This is a genomic window from Planotetraspora sp. GP83 (genome assembly GCF_041262585.1).
In the GTDB taxonomy this organism is placed as follows: domain Bacteria; phylum Actinomycetota; class Actinomycetes; order Streptosporangiales; family Streptosporangiaceae; genus JAOEGB01.
In genome coordinates this window covers 44,195-64,178 of sequence record NZ_JBGCBZ010000003.1, presented here as the reverse complement: position 1 = coordinate 64,178, position 19,984 = coordinate 44,195, and the positions used below count along the sequence as shown (strand labels likewise).

The 19,984-nt window shown below is 67.9% G+C and carries 22 protein-coding genes and 1 tRNA gene; 9 read left to right on the top strand and 14 right to left on the bottom strand.

The window, feature by feature from the left end:
• Positions 1-63: 63 nt before the first annotated feature.
• Positions 64-510 (bottom strand): hypothetical protein, encoded by a 447-nt coding sequence (locus tag ABH927_RS05095; RefSeq protein ID WP_370018514.1) that lies wholly within the window; start codon positions 508-510, stop codon positions 64-66.
• An 88-nt stretch (positions 511-598) separates the two neighbouring features.
• On the opposite strand from ABH927_RS05095, the gene ABH927_RS05090 reads away from it, so the two are divergent.
• Positions 599-672, top strand: a tRNA-Pro gene (locus tag ABH927_RS05090).
• A gap of 339 nt (positions 673-1,011) precedes the next feature.
• Here the strand turns inward: ABH927_RS05090 and ABH927_RS05085 are convergent.
• Positions 1,012-1,188 carry a hypothetical protein gene (locus ABH927_RS05085; RefSeq protein WP_370018513.1) on the bottom strand — a complete coding sequence of 59 codons (177 nt, stop codon included), beginning with the start codon at positions 1,186-1,188 and terminating at the stop codon, positions 1,012-1,014.
• 63 nt (positions 1,189-1,251) lie between these two features.
• Here ABH927_RS05085 and ABH927_RS05080 point away from each other — a divergent pair, with 63 nt between their 5' ends.
• A complete protein-coding gene (locus ABH927_RS05080; RefSeq protein WP_370018511.1) occupies positions 1,252-1,680 on the top strand; it encodes a pentapeptide repeat-containing protein in 429 nt (142 codons plus the stop codon).
• 419 nt (positions 1,681-2,099) lie between these two features.
• On the opposite strand, the gene ABH927_RS05075 is transcribed toward ABH927_RS05080, so the two are convergent.
• A complete protein-coding gene (locus ABH927_RS05075; RefSeq protein WP_370018510.1) occupies positions 2,100-3,023 on the bottom strand; it encodes an NmrA family NAD(P)-binding protein in 924 nt (307 codons plus the stop codon).
• Positions 3,024-3,117: 94 nt separating this feature from the next.
• Here ABH927_RS05075 and ABH927_RS05070 point away from each other — a divergent pair, with 94 nt between their 5' ends.
• Complete coding sequence (locus ABH927_RS05070; protein ID WP_370018509.1) at positions 3,118-3,684, top strand: TetR/AcrR family transcriptional regulator; 567 nt, start codon at positions 3,118-3,120, stop codon at positions 3,682-3,684.
• A gap of 168 nt (positions 3,685-3,852) precedes the next feature.
• Here ABH927_RS05070 and ABH927_RS05065 read toward each other — a convergent pair whose 3' ends face one another.
• From ABH927_RS05065 to ABH927_RS05045, 5 genes are all read right to left on the bottom strand, one after another.
• On the bottom strand, positions 3,853-5,184 hold the full coding sequence (locus ABH927_RS05065) for a hypothetical protein (RefSeq protein ID WP_370018507.1): 1,332 nt from the start codon (positions 5,182-5,184) through the stop codon (positions 3,853-3,855).
• A 139-nt stretch (positions 5,185-5,323) separates the two neighbouring features.
• Positions 5,324-6,007, bottom strand: coding sequence for a 7-carboxy-7-deazaguanine synthase QueE (locus ABH927_RS05060; RefSeq protein ID WP_370018505.1), 684 nt, complete (start codon positions 6,005-6,007; stop codon positions 5,324-5,326).
• Positions 6,004-6,375 (bottom strand): 6-pyruvoyl tetrahydropterin synthase family protein, encoded by a 372-nt coding sequence (locus ABH927_RS05055; protein ID WP_370018503.1) that lies wholly within the window; start codon positions 6,373-6,375, stop codon positions 6,004-6,006. The genes ABH927_RS05060 and ABH927_RS05055 overlap by 4 nt, the downstream gene beginning before the upstream one ends.
• A complete protein-coding gene (gene queC, locus ABH927_RS05050; RefSeq protein ID WP_370018502.1) occupies positions 6,366-7,085 on the bottom strand; it encodes a 7-cyano-7-deazaguanine synthase QueC in 720 nt (239 codons plus the stop codon). Before queC ends, ABH927_RS05055 begins: the two co-directional genes overlap by 10 nt.
• 239 nt (positions 7,086-7,324) lie before the next feature.
• Positions 7,325-7,648, bottom strand: coding sequence for a hypothetical protein (locus tag ABH927_RS05045; RefSeq protein ID WP_370018501.1), 324 nt, complete (start codon positions 7,646-7,648; stop codon positions 7,325-7,327).
• 224 nt (positions 7,649-7,872) lie between these two features.
• Between ABH927_RS05045 and ABH927_RS05040 the strand changes: the two genes are divergently transcribed.
• The gene (locus ABH927_RS05040) at positions 7,873-9,435 is read left to right on the top strand and encodes a hypothetical protein (RefSeq protein ID WP_370018499.1); all 1,563 of its coding nucleotides are present in this window, start codon (positions 7,873-7,875) and stop codon (positions 9,433-9,435) included.
• Positions 9,423-10,346, top strand: coding sequence for a hypothetical protein (locus ABH927_RS05035; protein WP_370018498.1), 924 nt, complete (start codon positions 9,423-9,425; stop codon positions 10,344-10,346). Before ABH927_RS05040 ends, ABH927_RS05035 begins: the two co-directional genes overlap by 13 nt.
• A 263-nt stretch (positions 10,347-10,609) precedes the next feature.
• Here the strand turns inward: ABH927_RS05035 and ABH927_RS05030 are convergent, their stop codons facing one another.
• Positions 10,610-12,538 (bottom strand): hypothetical protein, encoded by a 1,929-nt coding sequence (locus tag ABH927_RS05030; RefSeq protein WP_370018496.1) that lies wholly within the window; start codon positions 12,536-12,538, stop codon positions 10,610-10,612.
• Between the two features lie 732 nt (positions 12,539-13,270).
• Between ABH927_RS05030 and ABH927_RS05025 the strand changes: the two genes are divergently transcribed.
• Positions 13,271-13,885, top strand: a complete 615-nt coding sequence (locus tag ABH927_RS05025; protein ID WP_370018495.1) for a dihydrofolate reductase family protein — start codon at positions 13,271-13,273, stop codon at positions 13,883-13,885.
• A gap of 178 nt (positions 13,886-14,063) precedes the next feature.
• Here ABH927_RS05025 and ABH927_RS05020 read toward each other — a convergent pair whose 3' ends face one another.
• From ABH927_RS05020 to ABH927_RS05010, 3 genes are read right to left on the bottom strand one after another with little or no spacing between them, the layout of a single operon-like run.
• On the bottom strand, positions 14,064-15,281 hold the full coding sequence (locus ABH927_RS05020) for an RNA polymerase sigma factor (RefSeq protein WP_370018493.1): 1,218 nt from the start codon (positions 15,279-15,281) through the stop codon (positions 14,064-14,066).
• Positions 15,278-15,616: a YciI family protein gene (locus ABH927_RS05015; protein ID WP_370018492.1), complete on the bottom strand. Its 339-nt coding sequence runs from the start codon at positions 15,614-15,616 to the stop codon at positions 15,278-15,280. Before ABH927_RS05015 ends, ABH927_RS05020 begins: the two co-directional genes overlap by 4 nt.
• A gap of 14 nt (positions 15,617-15,630) precedes the next feature.
• The gene (locus ABH927_RS05010) at positions 15,631-16,221 is read right to left on the bottom strand and encodes a dihydrofolate reductase family protein (RefSeq protein WP_370018490.1); all 591 of its coding nucleotides are present in this window, start codon (positions 16,219-16,221) and stop codon (positions 15,631-15,633) included.
• Between the two features lie 275 nt (positions 16,222-16,496).
• Between ABH927_RS05010 and ABH927_RS05005 the strand changes: the two genes are divergently transcribed.
• Complete coding sequence (locus tag ABH927_RS05005; protein WP_370018488.1) at positions 16,497-16,811, top strand: hypothetical protein; 315 nt, start codon at positions 16,497-16,499, stop codon at positions 16,809-16,811.
• 214 nt (positions 16,812-17,025) lie between these two features.
• Here ABH927_RS05005 and ABH927_RS05000 read toward each other — a convergent pair whose 3' ends face one another.
• On the bottom strand, positions 17,026-17,997 hold the full coding sequence (locus ABH927_RS05000) for a helix-turn-helix transcriptional regulator (RefSeq protein ID WP_370018487.1): 972 nt from the start codon (positions 17,995-17,997) through the stop codon (positions 17,026-17,028).
• A 44-nt stretch (positions 17,998-18,041) separates the two neighbouring features.
• Here ABH927_RS05000 and ABH927_RS04995 point away from each other — a divergent pair, with 44 nt between their 5' ends.
• Positions 18,042-18,515 carry a hypothetical protein gene (locus ABH927_RS04995; RefSeq protein WP_370018485.1) on the top strand — a complete coding sequence of 158 codons (474 nt, stop codon included), beginning with the start codon at positions 18,042-18,044 and terminating at the stop codon, positions 18,513-18,515.
• A complete protein-coding gene (locus ABH927_RS04990) occupies positions 18,512-18,967 on the top strand; it encodes a hypothetical protein (RefSeq protein WP_370018484.1) in 456 nt (151 codons plus the stop codon). The genes ABH927_RS04995 and ABH927_RS04990 overlap by 4 nt, the downstream gene beginning before the upstream one ends.
• Positions 18,968-19,099: 132 nt before the next feature.
• On the opposite strand, the gene ABH927_RS04985 is transcribed toward ABH927_RS04990, so the two are convergent.
• Positions 19,100-19,936, bottom strand: a complete 837-nt coding sequence (locus ABH927_RS04985; protein WP_370018482.1) for a MerR family transcriptional regulator — start codon at positions 19,934-19,936, stop codon at positions 19,100-19,102.
• Positions 19,937-19,984: the final 48 nt, after the last annotated feature.

Genomic DNA, 19,984 nt, shown 5'->3' with positions numbered 1-19,984 from the left:
CGTCTTTCAGGCTTTGGCTGGGAGCAGTGGGAGACGCGGAGTGGAGCGGTGACGCTGGAACGCCTATTCCGCGGGATCTGGAGAGCCGTCGGTCAGGCCAAGGGCCTCCCGTGCTTCGGCGAGCACCAAGGCGACGTGGGAGGTCCCCTCAGCTAGAACCTCCCGGAAGCCTTGTTCGGGGTCGTATGTGATGTCGAGGCCGTTGTCCGCCAGGCGGCTCGCCCACCGGATGGCGGTGTTGAGCTTCTCTTTCGTGATCGTACGGCCCTGCGCCACGGCGGAGAGATTGCGGAGGTTCGTGGCGGGGCCGGTCTGGCTGTGCTCGCGCCTCAGCTTCCAGGGCAGGGCCCGGCTGTGATCCGTCATCGCCTTCGACAGGCCGGCCGCCCGCTTCGCCTGAAGGATCCCGGATTCGGTCACGCCGAAGTGCGCGGCCAGTTGGGCGTTGGACCACCCTTCGGCGGCCAGGCGGCCGAGCTCCTCTTGATCGACCCGAGGCTTCCTTCCCATGATCCAAAGCTTAGGCGCGGAGGGCCAACCGTGTACGCACCGGGCCGGAAACTGCGCTAAGGTTGGTGAAGCCCGGCCAGCCGGGCAACGGGACGTAGCGCAGCTTGGTAGCGCACTTGACTGGGGGTCAAGGGGTCGCAGGTTCAAATCCTGTCGTCCCGACACTGTTTCGGCAGGTCGGAGCCGTGATCGCGAGAGACGTGATCACGGCTTTTCTGTTTCTCGTTGCTCATTTGTTGCTCGGACGAGACGTCAGTTGCTGGCAGTCGGCTGCTCCTCATTACCGCAGGCTGTCGCATGTTCCAGGTCACTGACTTCAGGACAGGTCGCGATGTTCAAACGGGTTGCTCGCAACTAGGATCACATTGATCTACGACGTAAAGGCGTTCGCTTTCGGGTTCATCCGAGCACCCGGGCGGAGGCGTCGGGAGTCACGATGGGAATGCCGAATGCGCGGGCCTGTGAAGACGGCGGGAGCGCGCGGTGGCAGTTGAAACCGGGTCATCGGGCGGGCGCCACCCCGGCCGCATAGGTCAGGGCGTCTTCGACGGCCCCCAGCAGCAGATGGAGCAGGGTGGCGACGCGGTCGAGCTTCTGGCGCTCGGCCTCGAGCGCCACACCGTCGGCCAGGGCGGCCCAGGTGATCGCGGTGAGATAGTTACAGTGCAGCCGGTCCAAGTCAGCTCGGCACAGTCCCAGCGTTGCCGCTAGATCGACAAGAGCGTCGGCTTTCCCGGGGGCGTGATCTGGTTCGCGAACGCGGAGTTTTCCGGCGGCGAGGTCTGGTTCTCGAACGCGAGGTTCTCCGGGGGCGAGGTCTCGTTCAAATACGCGGGGTTCTCCGGGAGCGAGGTCTGGTTCGGGGGCGTGGTCAGGTTCAGCGGCGCGGGGTTCTCCGGCGGCGAGGTCTCGTTCGACGGCGCGACGTTCTCCGGCGGCAAGGTCTCGTTTCGCGGCGTGAAGTTCTCCGGCGGTCAAGTCGACATTACTGCTGTTGCCGACTGGACTAGGCCCCCGCTGGGTCTGCCAGACGTGGCTCCAGGCCTGAAGCTTTGGCCGCTGCCCACATCCGATGCCGGTGAAGACAGGCAGCGGACGCCCGAGGTGGATCAGGCACCCGGCGATGGAATCCCGTTGATGGAAACCCGTTTATGGTCCGACCTGCGGTGACACCGAAAATGCGGCTGTCTCCCCCCGCTCAGCGCTGCCGGGTGACCCTGCCGGACGGCCCGCAGAGGGGGGAACGAGCCGCCCGGCCAGGGCCGCACCGTTCTCTGCTTGTCTTCTGTGCTTGTCATCTGACGTAGGGGCGTGGAATCCCGCACATGGGAACCCGCTGATGGAAACCCGTCTATGGGGTGCCGCCGGAGATCTTCCTGCGGTGCCGCAGAGGGGCCGGCCCGTACCCGGGTTGCTCGAAGGTGGGGCACGCGCAGGTCGGCTCGCTCCGGGTCCTGATGAAAGGTGGCACCGGCACGGACCAGGGTGATCCTGAAATGACGGACTGTCACTTTGTTGAAGTGATTCGTCTCGTCCGTGAAAGTCCAGTCCGACCACCCGAGCTTGACCTGTCGAGCCCGGACCTTGTGTCAAGCCGCGGGCCGCAGGTGCTGCCGCGCCCATTCCTCGAAGCTGGTGAGCGAAAGGCCGAGGTCCCTGGCGTACTGCGGGCGGGCCGGCTGGCCGGCTATGTTCATCCACTCGTGTGAGACGCCCATCGCCGGCATCCCGGCGGCGAGCGCCTGCTCCTCGGTCATGTCCGGCGCGGACAGGTGCGTGCCCAGCGCGCGGGAGAGAACCTCGGCGACCTCCGTCATCGACAGATAGTCACTCGCCAGCTCCAGCTCGACCCCATGGAACCGCTCCGGCTCGGCGATGGCCGCGGCGGCCGCCCTGCCGATGTCGTCCACCGCGGCGAGGGACAGCCGGGTCTCCGGCTTCACGACGCTCACCAGGCCGCCTTCGACACCGCGCGGGAACAGGAAAGCCATGGACGGCAGGAAGTTCTCCATGAAGAAGCCCGGCTTGAGGATCGTCCAGCGGGAGAAGCCGGCCGCGCGAACCCGGTCCTGGATCGTGCTCTTGGCTCCCAGGCTGCCGTCCAACGAACCCCAGCGGCCTGCGATCCAGCCAGGAGTCTTGGTGTGCTGACCGGCGCCACTGGTGGACGTGTGTACGAACTGCGGCACTCCCGCGGCCTTCGCGCCCTCGATGAGGTTGACGGCCTGGGTCACCTCTCCGTCGAAATCGAAACCTTCGGCGGTCAGGGCGGCCATCTGAACGGAGAAGACGGCGCGGACGCCCTCGGCGGCCCGGACCACCGAATCGCGATCGTGGAGATCGCCGGTGACCAGCTCGGCACCGAGCGCCTCGACGGCCTTGGCTCGCTCGGTGTCGGGGTAACGCACCAGGGCGCGTACGGGAACGCCTGCAGCGAGCAGGGCATGGGCGGTGGCTCCGCCCTGCCTGCCGGTGGCGCCGGTGACCAGGACGGGTGCGGAATCTGCGGACATGGTGCTCCTCAGGGCATTAAGCGGCGGGGCCCGCCGTTTTCTCTACGGTACAATATGGCGGGCCCCGCCACTTAGCAACCCTGGAGATGACGCCATGCCCGACCGCCAGCGCGCGGACGCCCGGCGCAACTACGCGCGCATCCTCGCCGTGGCCGAGGAGGAGGTCGCCGCGTACGGGGCCGGCGCCTCCCTGGAACAGATCGCCCGCATCGTGGGGGTCGGCTCGGCCACCGTACGCCGCCACTTCCCGACCCGCCGGGCGCTCCTGGAGGCGGTCTCCCATCAACGGATCGAGGCCCTGGCCGCCCGCGCCCACGAGCTGACAGGCAAGGGCGACAGCCGTGACGCGCTCCTGGAATGGCTCAGTGACGTCGTCGCCTACTGCGTCGCGGCCCGAGGGCTGGCGGCGGCACTGGCCTACGACGGGGCCGAGCCCGACCCCGTACACGAGAACACCTGCTCGGCGATGATGGCAGAGGCGGGAAACCCCCTGCTGCAGCGCGCCGTGCAGGACGGGGCGGTGGCGGAAGGCATCACCGTCGCCGACCTGATCGCGCTGATCGTCGGCATCGTCCTCGCGACGGAGCACCACCCTGACCCGGCCGCCCGCGCGGACCGGCTGTTCCGGCTGGCCGTGGCGGGCCTGAGCCCGCAGAGCTGAGAAGCCTGCTCGAAGCTCGTTGCCTCCCGCCGCGTGGGGGCCGGGGGCTCGGAAGCGGGCCAGCGCGTCGGCCACTGAGATGGAGCCTACGCCGCCGCACCGACGCTTGCGGCCCGGTTCCGCCGTATTCCGGCACCCCTCTATGGTTCGAGCGCCCGCTTCACGCCTTCACCGGGACTCCGGCCGGAACTCTGCGAAGGACCGTCCCCAGCCGATCCGCCCGTCCAGGCCCCGCATCCGTTCCCGGCTTCCGTATCCGGCGGCGAGCAGCTCCCCCAGCGCGGTCCCGAGCGCCTCGCGTCCCTCACCGGGCGCCTGGTGGTGCTCGGCGAGCGCGGCGACTCCGCCGACCAGGGCCACCTCGTGCGTGCCGGGCTCGGCGTAGCTGAGCTGAGCCAGCAGCAGCCCCCGCGCCCGGTACGACAACCGCCCGTCCCTGGCGGTCGCGTACGGCGCCCACACCCACGGCTCAGCGTTGCCGGCACCGCCGGGGATCGCGGCGCGGTGCAGCGTGAAGGCCGACCGGAGCCGATCGCCCCGGCCCGGGACGCCGGTCAGGTGGACGTAGCCGGCCGCGCGCAGCTCGGCGACAGTGTGCCCTTCCACCCCCGGGCCGCGCGTGCGGGCCAGGTGCTCGATGGTGAAGGTCCACCCCGGCCGGTCGCACCACCGTTCGGCCAGCAGCCCGCGAGCCCGGTAGCTCAGCCGGTCATCAAGCGCTGCCGCGCGCGGTAGCTTGGCGAACGGCGTCAATCGGGCGGCCGTGTCGGTCACTGTGGCTCCCTGTGGAACTACGGGGGTCCTAACCGACCGATCCAGGACGCGTTCCATCGCTCTTTCGGCCTCCGTACGGCTCGCCGCGAAAGCGCAGTAGTTGTCGGCGAACCGGACGAGGCGCAGGTCCGGGAGCAGCCGGTCGGCGCGGGACAGCCGCAGGTTGATCAGCAGGGGAGACACGCCCGTGCCGGGCGCCAGCGGGGAGGGCAGGCCGGCCAGGGCGGTCCGGAACCGGTCCAGAAACGTGCCGTCGTGGACGTGCACGGCTAGCCAGCTCGTGACCTGCTCGGGGTCGGACCCGTGTGAGACGTGCGCGACGTCGACGTCCGCGACCGAGGTGAAGCCCTGGTCGGCCCAGGCCATCGCCTGCCGGAGCGCGGTGATGCGGTTGCGGCCCGGGCGATAGCCGGACACCCAGTCGGCGAAGACTCCCGCCTCCAGGACCGGCTCGACGGCGTTGCGCATCGCGCGATGCACCAACCGGTCCTCCACAGTGGGAATCACGCAGGGAAGCTCCTTACCGGAGTAGGTGGGGAGCGGGTTGATGCGCAGCGGCCCCGGCCGCCACGCTCCCTCTCGCAGTGCCCGAGCCAGGCGGGGGATCCGGATGGCGGCGGCCCGCCGATAGTCCGCCCAGGTCATGCCGTCGGCGCCGGGACACGAGCGGCGCCGCCCGCACTGCCGCAGGGCGGCGGCCAGGTGCCGCTCTCCGAGAAACGGCATCAGTGAGTGGCTCTGCGGGAGTACGCTCGTGCCTACCTGGGCGGCAGGAACGATCCCCGCTTCTCCGTCAGCCAAGGGCCTGCACTCCAGCACGCGCGGCCCGAGAAGCGCGGAACGACGGCCCCGCTCAGGCCCACTGTTAGCGGACATCGGTACCCTCCAGCAGGATGTGCAGTCGGGTGCTCAGGTTCCAGCCCCGCGCCAGCGTCTCGTTCGCGATCCCCGTCATGACCGCCGTCACCGCAGCTGGCGTCGTCGCCTGCGGCATCACCCAAATCGGCGCGAGGCCGTACTCGGCCTCCAGCCCGGCGACCTCCTCCAGGTCCGCGGGGCCCTCGACGACGAACTTGAAGACCACACGGCGCGAGCCGTTGAGCACCCGAAGAGCCTCCGAGTTGATCCGCTTGCCGTACGGCACGCCCGAGGAGGCCAGCTTGGGTGAGACGTTCCAGTGCTTGACCGCCGCGAGTAGCCCGGACACGGGCACGACGGTGCCGTTCGTCTCGATCTCGACCCGCCGCTCATTGGCGCGAAGCATGTCGGCGAGCCAGACGAGCCGGTCCTGCTGCAGCAACGGCTCGCCGCCGGTGACGACGACCAGCGGCGCGGGAACGGCCAGCAGCTCGTGCAGCACTTCCGACTCGGTCATGCGACGCGTCATGCTCGCCAAATCAAAGCGGCTGGTGTCCCACGTCTCCGGGGTGTCACACCACGTGCAGGTCAAATTGCACCTGCTAAGGCGCAGGAACGCGGCCTGCCGGCCGGTCGACGGCCCCTCGCCCTGGAAGGTGGGGCCGAAGATCTCGGTGACGAGGAGGTTCACGCCGAGCCTCCGCGATATTCGGCCCAGGTCGAGTCGGTCTCAGCGACCCTGACCGCGTACAGGAGAGGCGCGACGCGCAGGTGGGCGGCGCACCACGCGTGGATCACCTGGGCGAGCCGCTCCGAGGTCGGCGGCCCGTCGAGCACGTCGTTGAGATGCCGATGGTCGAAGGAGTCCCGCAGGAAGTCCCGTACGACATCGAGCTCGCGGAAGTCCGTGACGAAGCCGACGTCGTCGAGTTCGTCGGCAGCGAGCTGGATCTCCACCGTGTAGTTGTGGCCGTGCAACCGCCGGCACGGGTGACCCTCCGGCAGTAGCTCCAGCCGATGGCTGGCGCTGAAGCGAAACCTCTTCGCGATCACATGCATGACGCCACCGGTGAGGGATCGTCGTAGTCGGTCGGGTCGTCGACGCGGGCCAGGGAGAAGGCTTCCTTGCGCTCGACACAGGTGCCGCAGCGCCCGCAATGCCGCCGCCCGCCCAGGTAGCACGACCAGGTGTGCGCGAAGGGCACCCCGAGGTCCGCGCCGAGCCGTACGATCTCCGCCTTGCTCATCGCGATGAACGGCGTCACGACCTGGAAGCCGTCTGCCACGAAGCCCTCGGTGGCCTTCGCCGACATCTGCCGGTAGGCCTGGACGAAGCCGGGACGGCAGTCGGGATAGATCGGATGGTCGCCCGCGTGCGCCCCGAAAGCCACCGCATCGGCCTTCGCGGTCGCGGCGAGAGCGACGGCGAGGTCCAGGAACAGTGCGTTGCGGTCCGGCACGACCGTGGCTCGCATGGACAGGTCCGTGTAGTGGCCGTGCGGCACTGAAACGCGCGCGTCGGTAAGCGCGGACCCCGTCATCAAGGTGGCCAGGCCGGGCAGGTCGAGCTGGACGTAGGCGGCGCCGAGCGCCTTGGCCGTGCCGATCAGGTAGGACAGCTCGACGCGGTGGCGCTGTCCGTAGTCGACGCCGAGGAGGGTGAGCTGGGCCGCGCCTTTCGCCGTGAGCCAGTAGGCCAGCGTGGTGGAGTCCAGCCCACCAGAGGCCACGACCACGGCGTGTCCGATGGGGCGTTCGTCTGTGCTCATGGAGGTCCTCTGAGAGTCGGGTTAGACGGAGGCGGGCACCGGCACGAGAGCGCTGGTGGCGTGCCCGCCTCCTGGGGGAGTCCGCCTTCTGGCACGGGGGAACCGGAAGGTGGACTGGTCTTCGTGGGCAGGGCGAAGGCGACCGCCTTGCCCGGGATGCCGGTGGTGTACGTCCTCGTCAGGTAGGCGCTGCACCGACCAGCCGAGAGCCGGTAAACCATGAGGAGGCCTCGGCCGCTCTAGAGGGTGAACGGGTCTGAGGTGCGCAACTCGCGCAGAATCCTCGGGATGTCGGCCAGGTCCTCGTCACCGTCGATGACCTCACACCAGGCCGGGAAACCGTCCACGGTGACGATCCGCAGCTCGTACGGCCGGCGCGCGTGGGTCTCGGCGTTGGCCACCAGCTCCGCCACCGCGCTTTCGGCGTCGCTCACGCCCTCGTCGTCGACACCCGCCGCCTGGAGGACCTGGCGGACGACGATCCGAGCCCGATGAGCGGCGGACCCGGGCCGCAGGACCTTCACGAGCACGCGGTAGTCGTGGAGCCTGACTGGGGGTGCCAAGCCGTACCTCCGGCGGGTCTGTTCGGCGGCCGGTGCTCACCGGCCGCGTTTCGTCACTCAGTGGACCAGGGCCGAAGCGAAGAGTGAACGGTTGTGGGTGGTGAAGGTCGTGAACCTCCCGATCACGCCGTGAAGGTCGTGAAGGTGAGCGGTCCGGGCTGCGGAGGCGTTCACAAGAGGTGACCGACCATGGGGTTACCGTCGCTGCGGAACGGGAGGTGCCGATGCAGCGAGAACCGGGGACGGCGCTGGCAGAGGTTCTGCGGCGCGCCGGTATGAACCCGCGCCAGCTAGCGGCCGCCGTCAACGCGTGGCTGCAAGAGCGTGGTCTCGGCTCACGGCGCATCGACCCCACCGCGCCGTACGCGTGGGTGCGACACGGCTACAAGCCGTACGATCCAATTCCGTCAGTAGTGGCCGCCGTGCTCTCCGAGCACTTCGGCTATGCGGTGCGGGTGGATCAGCTCTGGCCCAGCCGGCAGCGCGGGACGGTGCCCGCAGCTTCCGGCCTGGTCCACGACGGGAGCGTCGATGACATGCTGCAATCGCTCAGCGAGCTGACGACGCTGAGCGCCGGGAAACACGCCGACGTTTCCGCAGCGTCCGGCCCCGATCTGGCGGCAGCCGTACTCGACGGGCTTCGGACGAGCGTGTCCTGGACTCACCGGCGCGCTGGCCGCGAGCGAGTCCTGCCGATGCAGGTACGCCTGATCGGCGCGCATGTCGAGGCCCTACGCAAGCTCGACGATCGTCACGGCGGCGGCGCGCTCAGCCTTCGGTACGTCACCAGCGAACTGCGCAACGTCCTCGACCTGGTGCAGTTCGCCGACTACGAGCCCGCCGTCGGGCGTGAGCTGATGACCATCGTCGCCGATCTCGCCCAACTCGTCGGATGGGTGCACTTCGACGCGCACCGGTACGGTGCGGCCGAGCGATATCTGCTGCTCAGCGAGCGGGTCGCCCGAGGGCTTGGCGAGCATGGCCGGGCGGCCAACGCCATCGGCATGCTCGCCTACGTCTCGGCCTTCGCGGGGCACGGTCAGGAGGCGGTCCACATAGCTTCGGCGGCAGAGCAGTGCTCACCCTGCGATCCAATCCTTCAGGCGAGGATCAACGGCCGCGTCGCCACTGCGGCAGCGGCAGCCGGCAACCTGTCCGGCTTTCGTCGCGCGTGGGAGAAAGCGAGGGAGCTGCTGGCCTCCGCAGACGGCGCTCCGACCTACCTGTACTACCTGGAGCCCGAGCAGCTCATCGCCGAGGCCGGCCAGGCGCTCGTCGTGCTGGGCGAGCACATGACCGTGTATCGCAAGCGCTTGCTCAGTGAGGCCATCGACTTGCTCGCCCCTATCTCGAAGGTCGGCGCTCGGCCCGACTACCCCAGGTCGGCACTGCTGCACGGCGCATTCCTGACGAAGGCGCACCTGCTGAGCGGCGAGCTGGAGCCGGCTGTCGCAGCGGCACGAGCCACGCTCACCCGGCTGAGCGAGGTCCAGTCGATCCGAGGAATCACCTATCTGCGGCGGCTGCGTCCAGACTTCGCCCGGCGAAGTCAAGGGCGTGAGTGTGCGCGAGACGGACAGGCTCTTTTCGGCCAAGGCCGTAGAGCTCTGGCACCGCTTGCTCACGGGACATGCCCGATAGATCTGCCCCCGCCGGTGGCGGCCCATACGTGGTGGCGAGCGTGCGTGAACGGCCGTCTGGACGCTTCAAGGGAGCTGGTCCTCGCAAGGCACGGGCGAGGGTTCGGCTACCTCTCGAGTCTGAGGAGTTTGTCATGGATGGAATGACTGTCACTCTGCTGCGAACCCAGCTGTGCGCGACGGCGGGGTTCGCTGGGGAGCCGAAACGGGAGCCGATCAGCACGTGCTCGCTGTCGGCAGTTGAGCGGCTGCGATTCTCCGACGGCTCGACGGTGATCTTCAAAGTCGTCGCCGAGCCGTTCGCCGGCGAGGAGGGGGCGCGCATGTTGGCCGCTGCGCAGGGCGTGCCGGTGGCGGAGCGGTATGCCTCCCTGATGATCGGTGGGGTCCTGGGGATGCTGCTGCATCTGGGCGAGCCGATCCGCGAAGCCGAGAACGATGATGGAGTGAGAGCGGCGGTACTGCTGCACCAGATTCGACCCGCAGGGCTTCAGCCCCCAACGCTCGACACCGGCGAACTGCGGTTGCTGCCGTCACGGGCACTGGTACATCTTGACTCGCTCCGGGAGGGCCGCCGCTGGAGATCGACCTCCGACATCGCCGAGATGCTGGCAGCCCTCGACAAGGTGGCGCCTGTGCGGGCACAGGGTGCGGAGCTCGAACCGTTCGGCCTGTGTCACGGGGAGTTCCACCCCGTGTCCCTGCATATCGGGACAGCCGGATGGCGACTGTTGGACCTCGCTCGCGCGTTCAACGGCCCGGGCCTGCTGGACCTGGCCTCCTGGCTCGGCACCCAGCGTCCCGCCAGCACCGCCCGGCTACGCCGGTTGATCGAGGCGTACGTCGCCGGAGGCGGCCCACAGGATGCCCTGGCAGAACGCGGTGGCCTTCCGGCGGAAACGTGGGCGCTGGGCTGGCACCGCGCCTGGACCGTCGAGTGGCTGATGGGCCAGGCCAGGCACTGGATCAACGACGCCGGCACTGATCGCCTCTACATCAAGGACGTACGACGTCACCTCCGCGAGGCGATACGCCTACTCGCGCCCGCACAAGCGTGACACGAGCCCATCAGGGAGCACGAGATGTCACTGGAGTTGAGCATATCGAGGACCGAAACCATGCAAGGTCCAGCGACACGGTCGTGAGTACGACATGACGTTTCTCCCACGGGTCTTGGCCCTCAGCCCCGCCGACTGACCATTCTGTGGCGGAGGGACTCAAGCTGTCGTCCTCTTTTGCCGAGAAGAGCGCGCTCCTGCGCATCGAAATTCTGCGATCATGGGGGAGTTAGGATGACGCGAAACCGTCGAGTGAAAAATGATCACGGCTCGGTGCCATACGCCGCGACTGAATGATTCTGTGCAGCGATCCGAGCACGCCAGAAGCTTGCGGCATCCTGGCCATCCTGCATTGCGACGAACTCGTCCGTTCTGATCGCCAGAGCTGCGGCGGGTGGTGTGCCTTCGACGAAAGACTCGAGACCACGGTTGAGTGCGCTGCCGCCGAGGAAGTCGGCATACTCCCGGACGGACTGCACGACCGCGAAGCTCGCGGGGTTTCCGTGGACCAATGCGTTGCGAACGCGGCGGCGGCGCGCTTCGAGCACTTCGCCCTCGGCCGTGTACTCATGGATGAGGGTGCTGTAGGTGGCGTGATCGCCAACGCTCGTGAACATCCGCGCGATCCAGGCGCGCTCATGCTCAAGGCGGCACAGCGACAGGAAGTCATCGGCTCGATCGGCAAGAAGCAGGATCCACGGCTGCTTCGGTCGGCTGGACAACCATTCACTCGTGAGCTCGGTGAGCAGCTCATCGCGCCGACCACCGCCGAGTAGGCACATCCCCGCTGCGCGCCGAAGATTCGTGAGCCATCGGGCATGCGGCCAGCGCTCTCCGAGCAGTGCGAAGAGATCGTTCGGGTCCATGGCCGCGTGTGCAGCGATGTGCTGCACCACTCGGTCCGAGAGCGGGATCACGCTGCTGATGTCGGCTTCCGACGGCTTCCGCAGCGCCATATCGCGGCTGAAAGGGTGATCGGCTGTCGTCTGCACTTCGATGGCCGCAGCCAGGAACCTGGGGAGTTCTACTCGGGCAAGTGCCTCGGCGATCCGCGGTCCATGTTGTTCGATCGCCTCAGCGGTAATCCCAGCTCCGTAGTAGTCGTCGGGAAAACCGGTCTCACGCCAAACGGCCAAGAAGCCAGCGGAGCCGGGTTTCCCCGAGCGAATGACGGCGTGCTGAGCTAGCCGCGGACGGATCCCGCCACCGTTGTGCATCGACACATTCAGGATGGTGTCCACGATGTCGACGGCGCGCGAGACTGCACCAGCAGCCGTCGTGTTGCCGAGGTCGACGCGCACAAGGATGTCGACGTCGGACTCCTCGTCGACCATCTTCGCAACCTTGAACATAAGGCCGTCCCGGACCAGCTCCGAGAGCTCTGCCTTGTGGGCGAAGTCCTGCCTGCCAGGCTCAGCGTTCGGAACGGCCCAGTGCGCGTCGAGGAAGGACACACGCCCGGCAGAGAGATGAAGATGAATACGTCCTTGGTAGCCCAACCAGACGACGATCGGTTCGACCTGGGCGGGTGTGCCGACGAAGGTGCGCGCGTTCGTCAGCCGCTGATCGAGGGGCACGTCCTTCTCGCCGATGGGGACATCGTTAGGGTCGCGGCCGAAGGCCACGATCGACACGAGCTCGCGGAAGGCTCCCTCCGCGCTGAGACCCCGCCGCTGCAGCTGCTCGAACAGAAGCTCAGCGATAGGGCGATGCTCCCGCCGCGCCAGGGTCCGATCCTGCGCGGTCGCGACCAGATCGTCCCAGCTGGCGCGTACCGCATCGTCCGAGTCGAGCTCTTCGAGAAGCTCGCGCGCGGTGGAGAGCAGGTTTGTCCAGGCCGCGTCAGTACGAGTGCCGGGCGGCTGGGCGAGCACCGCCGAGGGGCTCGTGGAGAGCTGCAATAGGGCTGCTCGAAATGCGGCGAGCTTCCCTGCGACGTGATTGCTGAGGGTTGCGCCAACCGCGCCTACCGACTCGTCGAGGTCTAACCGGAGAGAGGAGCGGTTGGCAAGCTTCTTCCACGCGTCGGTGCCGCTGGCAAGCTCGACCCACTCGGCGATCTCCTCGACGATGACCGTGAGCGGCAGAACGCTGCTGAGGCCGTGACGGCGGTCGAGCGAGGAGACCAGGGACTTCGGCCAATCGGGATAGCCATCGGACCAGTGGTCGCTGACGTTGTAGTCGATCATCATGGGCGTTTCCGATCACACGGGGGTTGCCACGACGATCACACCGCTGTCGTAGCTGTAGTCACCACGGTAGCCACCACCGCACGTCAAGAGGGGCAGCGATTCGCTGCCGACGCCAGCGAGCGCTTCGGACCTGCCGATGGCGTGAAGCCTCGGGAGCGCATCCTGTCTGGTCAGCGCAGGTGGACTCGTGAGTGCGTCTGCGGCGCATACGTAGGCTGCGACAACAGCTTCACGGGGCGCGATCGGCGGATCGGCAAGCAAAGTCAAACTGCGAGCTCGGATACCGGCTGGAAAGCCAGTCGCGGCTGTGAGACATCACGTTCGCCGAGGTAGACCCAGCCTCTTTGAGACGGTCCGGGCCCGCGACAGAGCAAAGGCGCTCCAGAATCCTGCCACCCGTTCGGGGTCGAGGCAGTCGGTCGTCACACTGGACCACACGTCCGCCATGGGCTCGATCCTGACAGGTCGCCGGCTCGAGTTTGACGCGCACTGATCTGCCGCAGAGGGTGCGGGCTGATCGAGATCCCTTGAACGCATCACCGGTCGGGACAGAACGACAGGGCTCGAGGAACCCGGTCGCCCATCTGCATCCGGTCGACGAAACTGTGCCGATGCATCACGCCGACCTCGAAATGCCGACTCTCCATCGGGACGGGTCTGTGGCCGGCGATGAGTATGGGATGCTGCGCCGGTCTACCTACCGATACCGCCTGACTCGAAGGGATCACCGCGATGGCAAAGGTCATCTCCACGCTGTTCATCTCGGCCGACGGTGTGGCCGAGATCAACCCCGATTGGCACTTCCCCTACTTCGATGAGAACATGGGCCGCGCCGTCGGCGAGGACTATGACACCGCTGATGTGCTGCTCATCGGCAGGGAGACCTACGACAGCTTCGCCGGAGCCTGGCCCGACCGCGAGGCCGCGGGTGGGGACGACGCACCGTTCGCCAAGCAACTCGGGGACGTGCGCAAGGTGGTTGTCTCGCGCCAGCCGCTGGAGTTCTCCTGGCGCAACTCCGAGCTGATCAAGGGCGATCTCCTCGATGCCGTCACCTCGCTCAAGGCCGATGCCGGCATCAGAGGCGTCCTCATCCCAGGCTCGATCTCCGTGGTGCAGCAGTTGCTCGCCGCGGGGCTAGTCGATGAGCTGCGCCTGCTGGTGCACCCGGTGGCGGCGCGTAAGGGCCGCAGGCTGTTCGACGACGGCGAAGCGCCGTACCACCTGAGAATGACGGCGACGGAGGCGTTTCCGACGGGCGTGATCCGCGTGATCTACTCGCCGACCGAGGCACCCACCAAGGTCGGCTACGACGAGGTCAAGGACCAGGTGCCCGGCGGGAAGTAGTGGCCTTCTCGGGAGGATCGCCGTAGCGGTGCCACATCCGGTGGTCGGCGATGTGATCGTCCGATGGCGCCCCACCTGGGCAGGGTGAGCCGAGAAACCAGGTGGGCGGATGCCGGACTACTGGGTTCAGTCTCATGCCGCGAGTCGCGCGCTCATGCCGAGTTGAGTGCGGTGTGGCTCAAGCGGAGAGGGCGGCGCGGGAGTGGAGGAAGCGGCGCTCGGCGGCGTTGTCGGTGAGCGCGGCGGCCCGCTCGTAGGCCGCCGCGGCGTCTTCAGCACGGCCGAGGCGGCGGAGCAGGTCGCCGCGTACCGCGTGGAGCACGTGATGGCGGTCGAGGCCGCCGAGGGCGTCTACGAGCGGCAGAGCGGCAGCCGGACCGTGCACCTCGGCCAGCGCGACCGCGCGGTGCAGTGTGACGACCGGGGTGGGTATCAGGGCGGCCAGGTGGTCGTACAGGGCAAGGATTTGTCGCCAGTCGGTGTCGGCGGCCGTGGCGGCGTCGCTGTGCACGGCGTTGATGGCCGCTTGCAATTGGTAGGGGCCCGGCTGGTTGCGGCGCTGACACTGCCTGAGCAGATCTTGACCCTCTGCGATCAGCTTGTGGTCCCAAAGCGTGCGGTCCTGTTCGGCGAGGCGCACGAGGCCGCCGCTGGGGTCGGTGCGCGCCGGTCGTCGCGACTCGATCAGCAGCATCAGCGCGAGCAGGCCGAGCACCTCTGGCTCGTCGGGCATTAGTGCCGCGAGCAGACGGCCGAGCCGTACGGCCTCGGCGCTCAGGTCGTCGCGGGCGAGCTCGTCGCCGGAGCTCGCGGTGTAGCCCTCATTGAAGATCAGGTAGACGACGGCGAGGACTGCGCGGAGGCGGTTGGGAAGGTCGGCGTCGCGGGGCACGCGGTACGGGATGCCGGCGTCGCGGATCTTGCCCTTGGCGCGGGCGAGTCGCTGGGCCATGGTCGGCTCGGGCACGAGGAACGCGCGCGCGATCTCCGCGGTGGTGAGCCCGCCGAGCAGCCGGAGCGTGAGCGCGACGCGGGTGGCGGGCGCGAGCGCGGGATGGCAGCAGATGAAGATCAGGCGGAGCCGGTCGTCGCGCACAGGACCTTCCTGTCCGGGATCGGGTGCATCGTCGGACGCCCGCAACAACAGCGCCTCGGCGTGCCGGTCGGCCCGCGTCGACTCGCGGCGCAGCCGGTCAATCGCCCGATTACGGGCGGTAGTGATGATCCAGCCGGCCGGGCTGGGCGGCACCCCGTCGACCGGCCAGCGCTGCACGGCCGTGGCGAACGCGTCCTGGACCGCGTCTTCGGCGACATCGATGTCGCCGAAGACGCGGACAAGGACAGCGACAGCGCGGCCGTACTCCTTGCGGAAGATCCGCTCGATATCGGCGCTCATGCGACGGGCCGCACCTCGACCGGCAGCGTGGAGGCGCGGGCCATCCTGGCGCCCCACGCCAAGGCGGCGTCGAGGTCCGGCGCGTTGATGACAGTGAAGCCGCCGAGGTGCTCTTTGCCCTCGGTGAACGGGCCGTCGGTGAGCAGCGCTTCGCCGTCACGGTCGCGGACAACCGTCGCGGTGCTGGCCGGGTGGAGGCCGACGGAGAAGACCCAGGCGCCGGCGGCCCGCATCTCCTCGGCTAGGGCGCCGAGGTCGGCCATGATCGGGGCGAGGACCTCAGGCGACGGCGGGTCGCCGTCGGGCTGGTAAACGCTGACCAGGTACTGCCTCATGTCACGTGATCCTCTCAGGCAGTAGGGCGATAGGTCGCGATGATCACGCCGGTCGTCGTCGGCACAGCCTGGACCAACTCGAACGTGCCGTATCCGGCCTTTCCCTCGGCGAACAGCTTCGTCCCCATACCCAGCGTGAGCGGGTGGATCGACACCGTGAAGACGTCGACCAGGCCAGCTGTGGCCAGCGACCGCACGAGCTCGCCGCTGCCGAGCACGACCAGGTCGCCCTCGACGTCGCGCTTCAGCGCCACCACGGCGTCGGCCACATCGCCCTTCAGCAGGGACGAGTTCTTCCAAGGGAGGGGCTCGGCCAGGCGCCGCGAGGCGACGTACTTGTGCTTGCGGTTGAGCACCTCGGTGTACGGGTTTCCATCAGTCTGCCTCGACCAGAAACCGTGGAACTGCTCATACGTGCGGCGGCCGAACAGCATCACGCCGTCCTCGCTCATACCCTTGCCCATCGTCTCGGCCATGACGTGGTCGGCATACGGGTGGGCCCAGCCGCCGTACGGGAAGTCACCCCGCGCATCCTCGTCGGCCCCGCCCGGTGCCTGCATGACCCCGTCGAGCGTCACGTTCTCAACCACAACGAGCTTGCCCATCGCGCTCTCCTTGCGTGCAGAGGCCAACCATCGCCGGCCCGTCACCAGCTACACGAACGACCCGCCCCCGGATCGACAACGCGTGGGAATGTCATCCGGGGCCCATACTCGGGCGCCGTTTCGACCACTCAGATGTAACGCACTACTTTGCCGCGAAGCGCGTGGTCTTCGACTGTTGCGCCGTCGTCCGACTCTGCCGATGAGCGGTTGCCCAGACTCCACAGGGGGGCAAGCATGGGCCTATGGCGTCAGACAGTGAAAGGCATACTTTCGGAGTGACTCGCCGTGCTCACACCCGACCCGCCGCCCTGTCCCAAGAGGCGACCGGCTGGCTGAACATCATGGTGACGCTGCCCGGGGCACCCCTGGCCGATCACCGACCCGACGTGAACGGAGACCCCATGCCGATCGTCCTACCACCCGCAGACGGCAGCCCGTCTCCCACGTTCGTCGTCTGCCCGTTCTGTGGCGCTCAGCCCGGCGAATACTGCACTCTCGCCAACAGCACCGTCCCGGCGTCGCGGACACACGAGGCCCGGCTCAACGTCTGGCGCGAGGAGCTCCGGGTCTGGCGCGAGGAGCGCCAGTGACCGCCTGGCCGATCATCGACCCGACCGCTGCTACCACGTGCCCACATCGCCCGGGCAGACCATGTGCACCTGCCTCGACTACATCAGGTGGTCGAGGTGACCCGCCGCCGCAACTTCGCGGTCCTGCAGCACGGACGCCTTACAGGCGACCGCTCATGCCGCTGGGCGGGCGTCGGAGATCCGAATGCGGGTCACGTCCGGCTCTGCCGATGAGTCACGTGTAGAGCGAGGCGAGGGCCTTTGCTGTGGTGGCTAGCTTGGCGCGGAGGGTCGGCGGGTCGAGTACCTCGCATTCCGCGCCTAGCTTGAGGAACTCGCCGTGGGCATGGATCAGCGACTCGATCGGGACCGTCGCGGTGACCCAGCCCTGGTCGTCGGGGGCCGATGCTGTCTCGTCCACTGCGTTGACCACCTGGGAGCTCATGCACTCGGTGAGTCGCTCCCTGCCGGCCGGTGACAGCCGTATGACGGCATGGCCCTGGATGAGGCGCGCACGGAAGTCGACCAGGTGGTTCCGCCAGAAAGCGCCGAGGTCGAAGCCGTTGGGGCGAGTAAAAGTCTCGTCCGCCACCTGGAGGTCGAGGATCTGGTTGACGCGGTACGTCCTCATCGTCCCCTCGTACCTGGCGACGAGGTACCACTTGCCCGCCTTGAGGACCAGTCCGTACGGCTCCAGCGTGCGCTTGACTTCGTACGGCTCGCGCCAGCGGTGGTAGAGCACGTGGATGATCCGCTTGTTCCAGACCGCGTCGGCGACGGCCGGAAGGTGGGGGATCTGGTCGCCGTCGTAGTACCAGCCGGGCGCGTCCAGGTGGAAATGCTCGCGGATACAGCGGGAGCCTTCACGTAGGTCCGCAGGGAGCGCCGCCTCGATCTTGAGCTCGGCGGCTGCGGCGAGCGCGCCCAGGCCGAGGTCGGCGGCGGGGCCGGGCAGCCCGGCGAGGAACAGCACTTGGGCCTCCTTCTCGGTCAGCCCGGTCAGCCGAGTGCGGAAGCCGTCGAGTAGCTGGTAACCACCTTCGTGTCCGGCCTCGCCGTACAGGGGAATCCCCGCGGCGTGCAGCGAGTCCACGTCCCGGTAGATGGTGCGCACGCTGACCTCCAGCTCGTCGGCGAGCTGCTGTGCCGTCATGCGGCCACGGGCCTGAAGGAGCAGGAGTACGGACAGAAGCCGAGAAGCTCGCATACCACTGACAATACGTGTCAGTGGATCATTCGTATGGTCCGGTCATGGCATTCATCGAGAAGCACATGCGGCCTGTGGACCCGGTAAGAATCAACGGCCGACCGTACAAGTGCTATCACGTCGACGGGCCCGGCCACGAGCTGGAGTGCGAGGTGGAGAAGGCGGCGTACGAGTTCGCTCCTCAGCTTGTCCCGCCGCCCGCCCACGACTCCCCGACCGGTTGGATCGTCCTCCACCGGGGCGGGGACACCGGTGCTTACCTGCTCGTTTACACATGGTCGTGGGACAACGTGGTGGAAGCGCACGTGGCCGCGGCGGGTCAGCCCGCACTTGGGTGCCCGGACGAGGACCCCACGCATTTCATTCGCGAGACCAGACACTTCGTCGGATGCGTCTGGGAGCTGCCCGCACTTGAGCACGAGCGGGCGTCGTTCGTCCGGCACATGCTGGTGCCCGACGAGCCGGACCTCGACGCGTACATGGCCGACGTTCGCCCGGCCCGATTGGTGGGACTGTGAACAACTTCGACTTCTTGGTCGGCACCTGGGACGTCGCCAACCGCAAGCTGCTGAGGCGCGGGGTCGGCAATGACGAATGGGAGGAGCTCCCGGCCCGGTCGGTCGTCCGCAGCTTCTTCGATGGCGCGGGCAACTTCGACGAGATCACGTTCTCGACCAAGGGCTACAGCGGGGCGACCGTCCGGCTCTACGACCCCAAGACGGACTTGTGGTCCCTGCATTGGATCGACGGCAGGGTCGGCATGGACCCGATTCCCTGCGTGGGGCGGTTCGGCGACGACGGGGTGGGCCGGTTCTTCGCCGACGACTCATGGGAGGGCCGGGCGATCCGGGTGCGGTTCCTCTGGTCCGCGATCACGCCCACATCCTGCCGCTGGGAGCAGGCGTTCTCCTACGACGGCGAGGAGACCTGGGAGACCAACTGGATCATGGACTTCACCCGCCTAAGCTAGCGAGAACTGCCGTCCATCCAAGGGCGGGCATCAGTGCTCGAAACGCCCTCTCATGCCGCTGGTCGAGCGGGAGCACGCACGAGTGCTCGACCAGCGGATGTGCGGACGGTCGACGCGCCGGTGCCCTGCGACCTATGTCCGAGACACGCCGAGCTGGAACTCGTGCACCCAGTTAGCCGGGTTCTGCCGGTCGAACTGCAGGCACACCTCCCGCGCGTAACCCACCGGCTTGTACCCGTTGTCATCGATCCACCGGGCCAGGATTTGCATGCTGCGGTCCGCCTCGTCCATCGGACCACGATGCACGATCGTCGCGGCGGACTCGATGCCTGGCAGATCCAGCACGTCGAAATCCCAGTCGGCGCTGGTGTCCCGCGCCACCTCGACGGCCGCATGCACCATCACAGCCTGCCCGTCCCCGGTTGGCCCAGGGGCAGCCACGTAGTAGGCGATCGGTGCCCCGGATGGACGAACCCCGGCGACTTCCATACGCCGCCAAATCTCCTCGTACAGCGGTCCGATCACCGGGCCGATGTCCTCACCTTCGTAGCTGGCAGCCGGCGCTGACAGTTCGGCGACGCGGGCGGGCGCGACCTGCTTTAGTACCACGTCTTCGGTATTCATATGCCCTTCCTCTTCGATCATGCTTAGCCGTGCCTCGACCCGGGTGAGCCGGGCGGCGTCGGCGGACAGCTGCGCTTCCAGTTGTGCCCTGCGCAGCCGGAGCATGCCGTGCAGTTCGGCGACGCCGACCTTGTCATCGAGGATGTCGGCGACCTTCTCGAGAGTCAGGCCGAGGTCCTTCAGGGCGATGATTCGGTTGAGCCGGCGCAGCTGGTCGGCCTGGTAGTGGCGGTATCCGCTGGCCGGGTCAATCTCGGCCGGCCTGAGCAGCCCGATCGCGTCGTAGTGACGCAGCATGCGCACGGATACGCGGCCAAGTGCGGCGAACTCTCCGATGCTGAACACGGCTCCATCCTGGCTCCTGACACGGTGTCAGAGTCAACGGGCCACGTC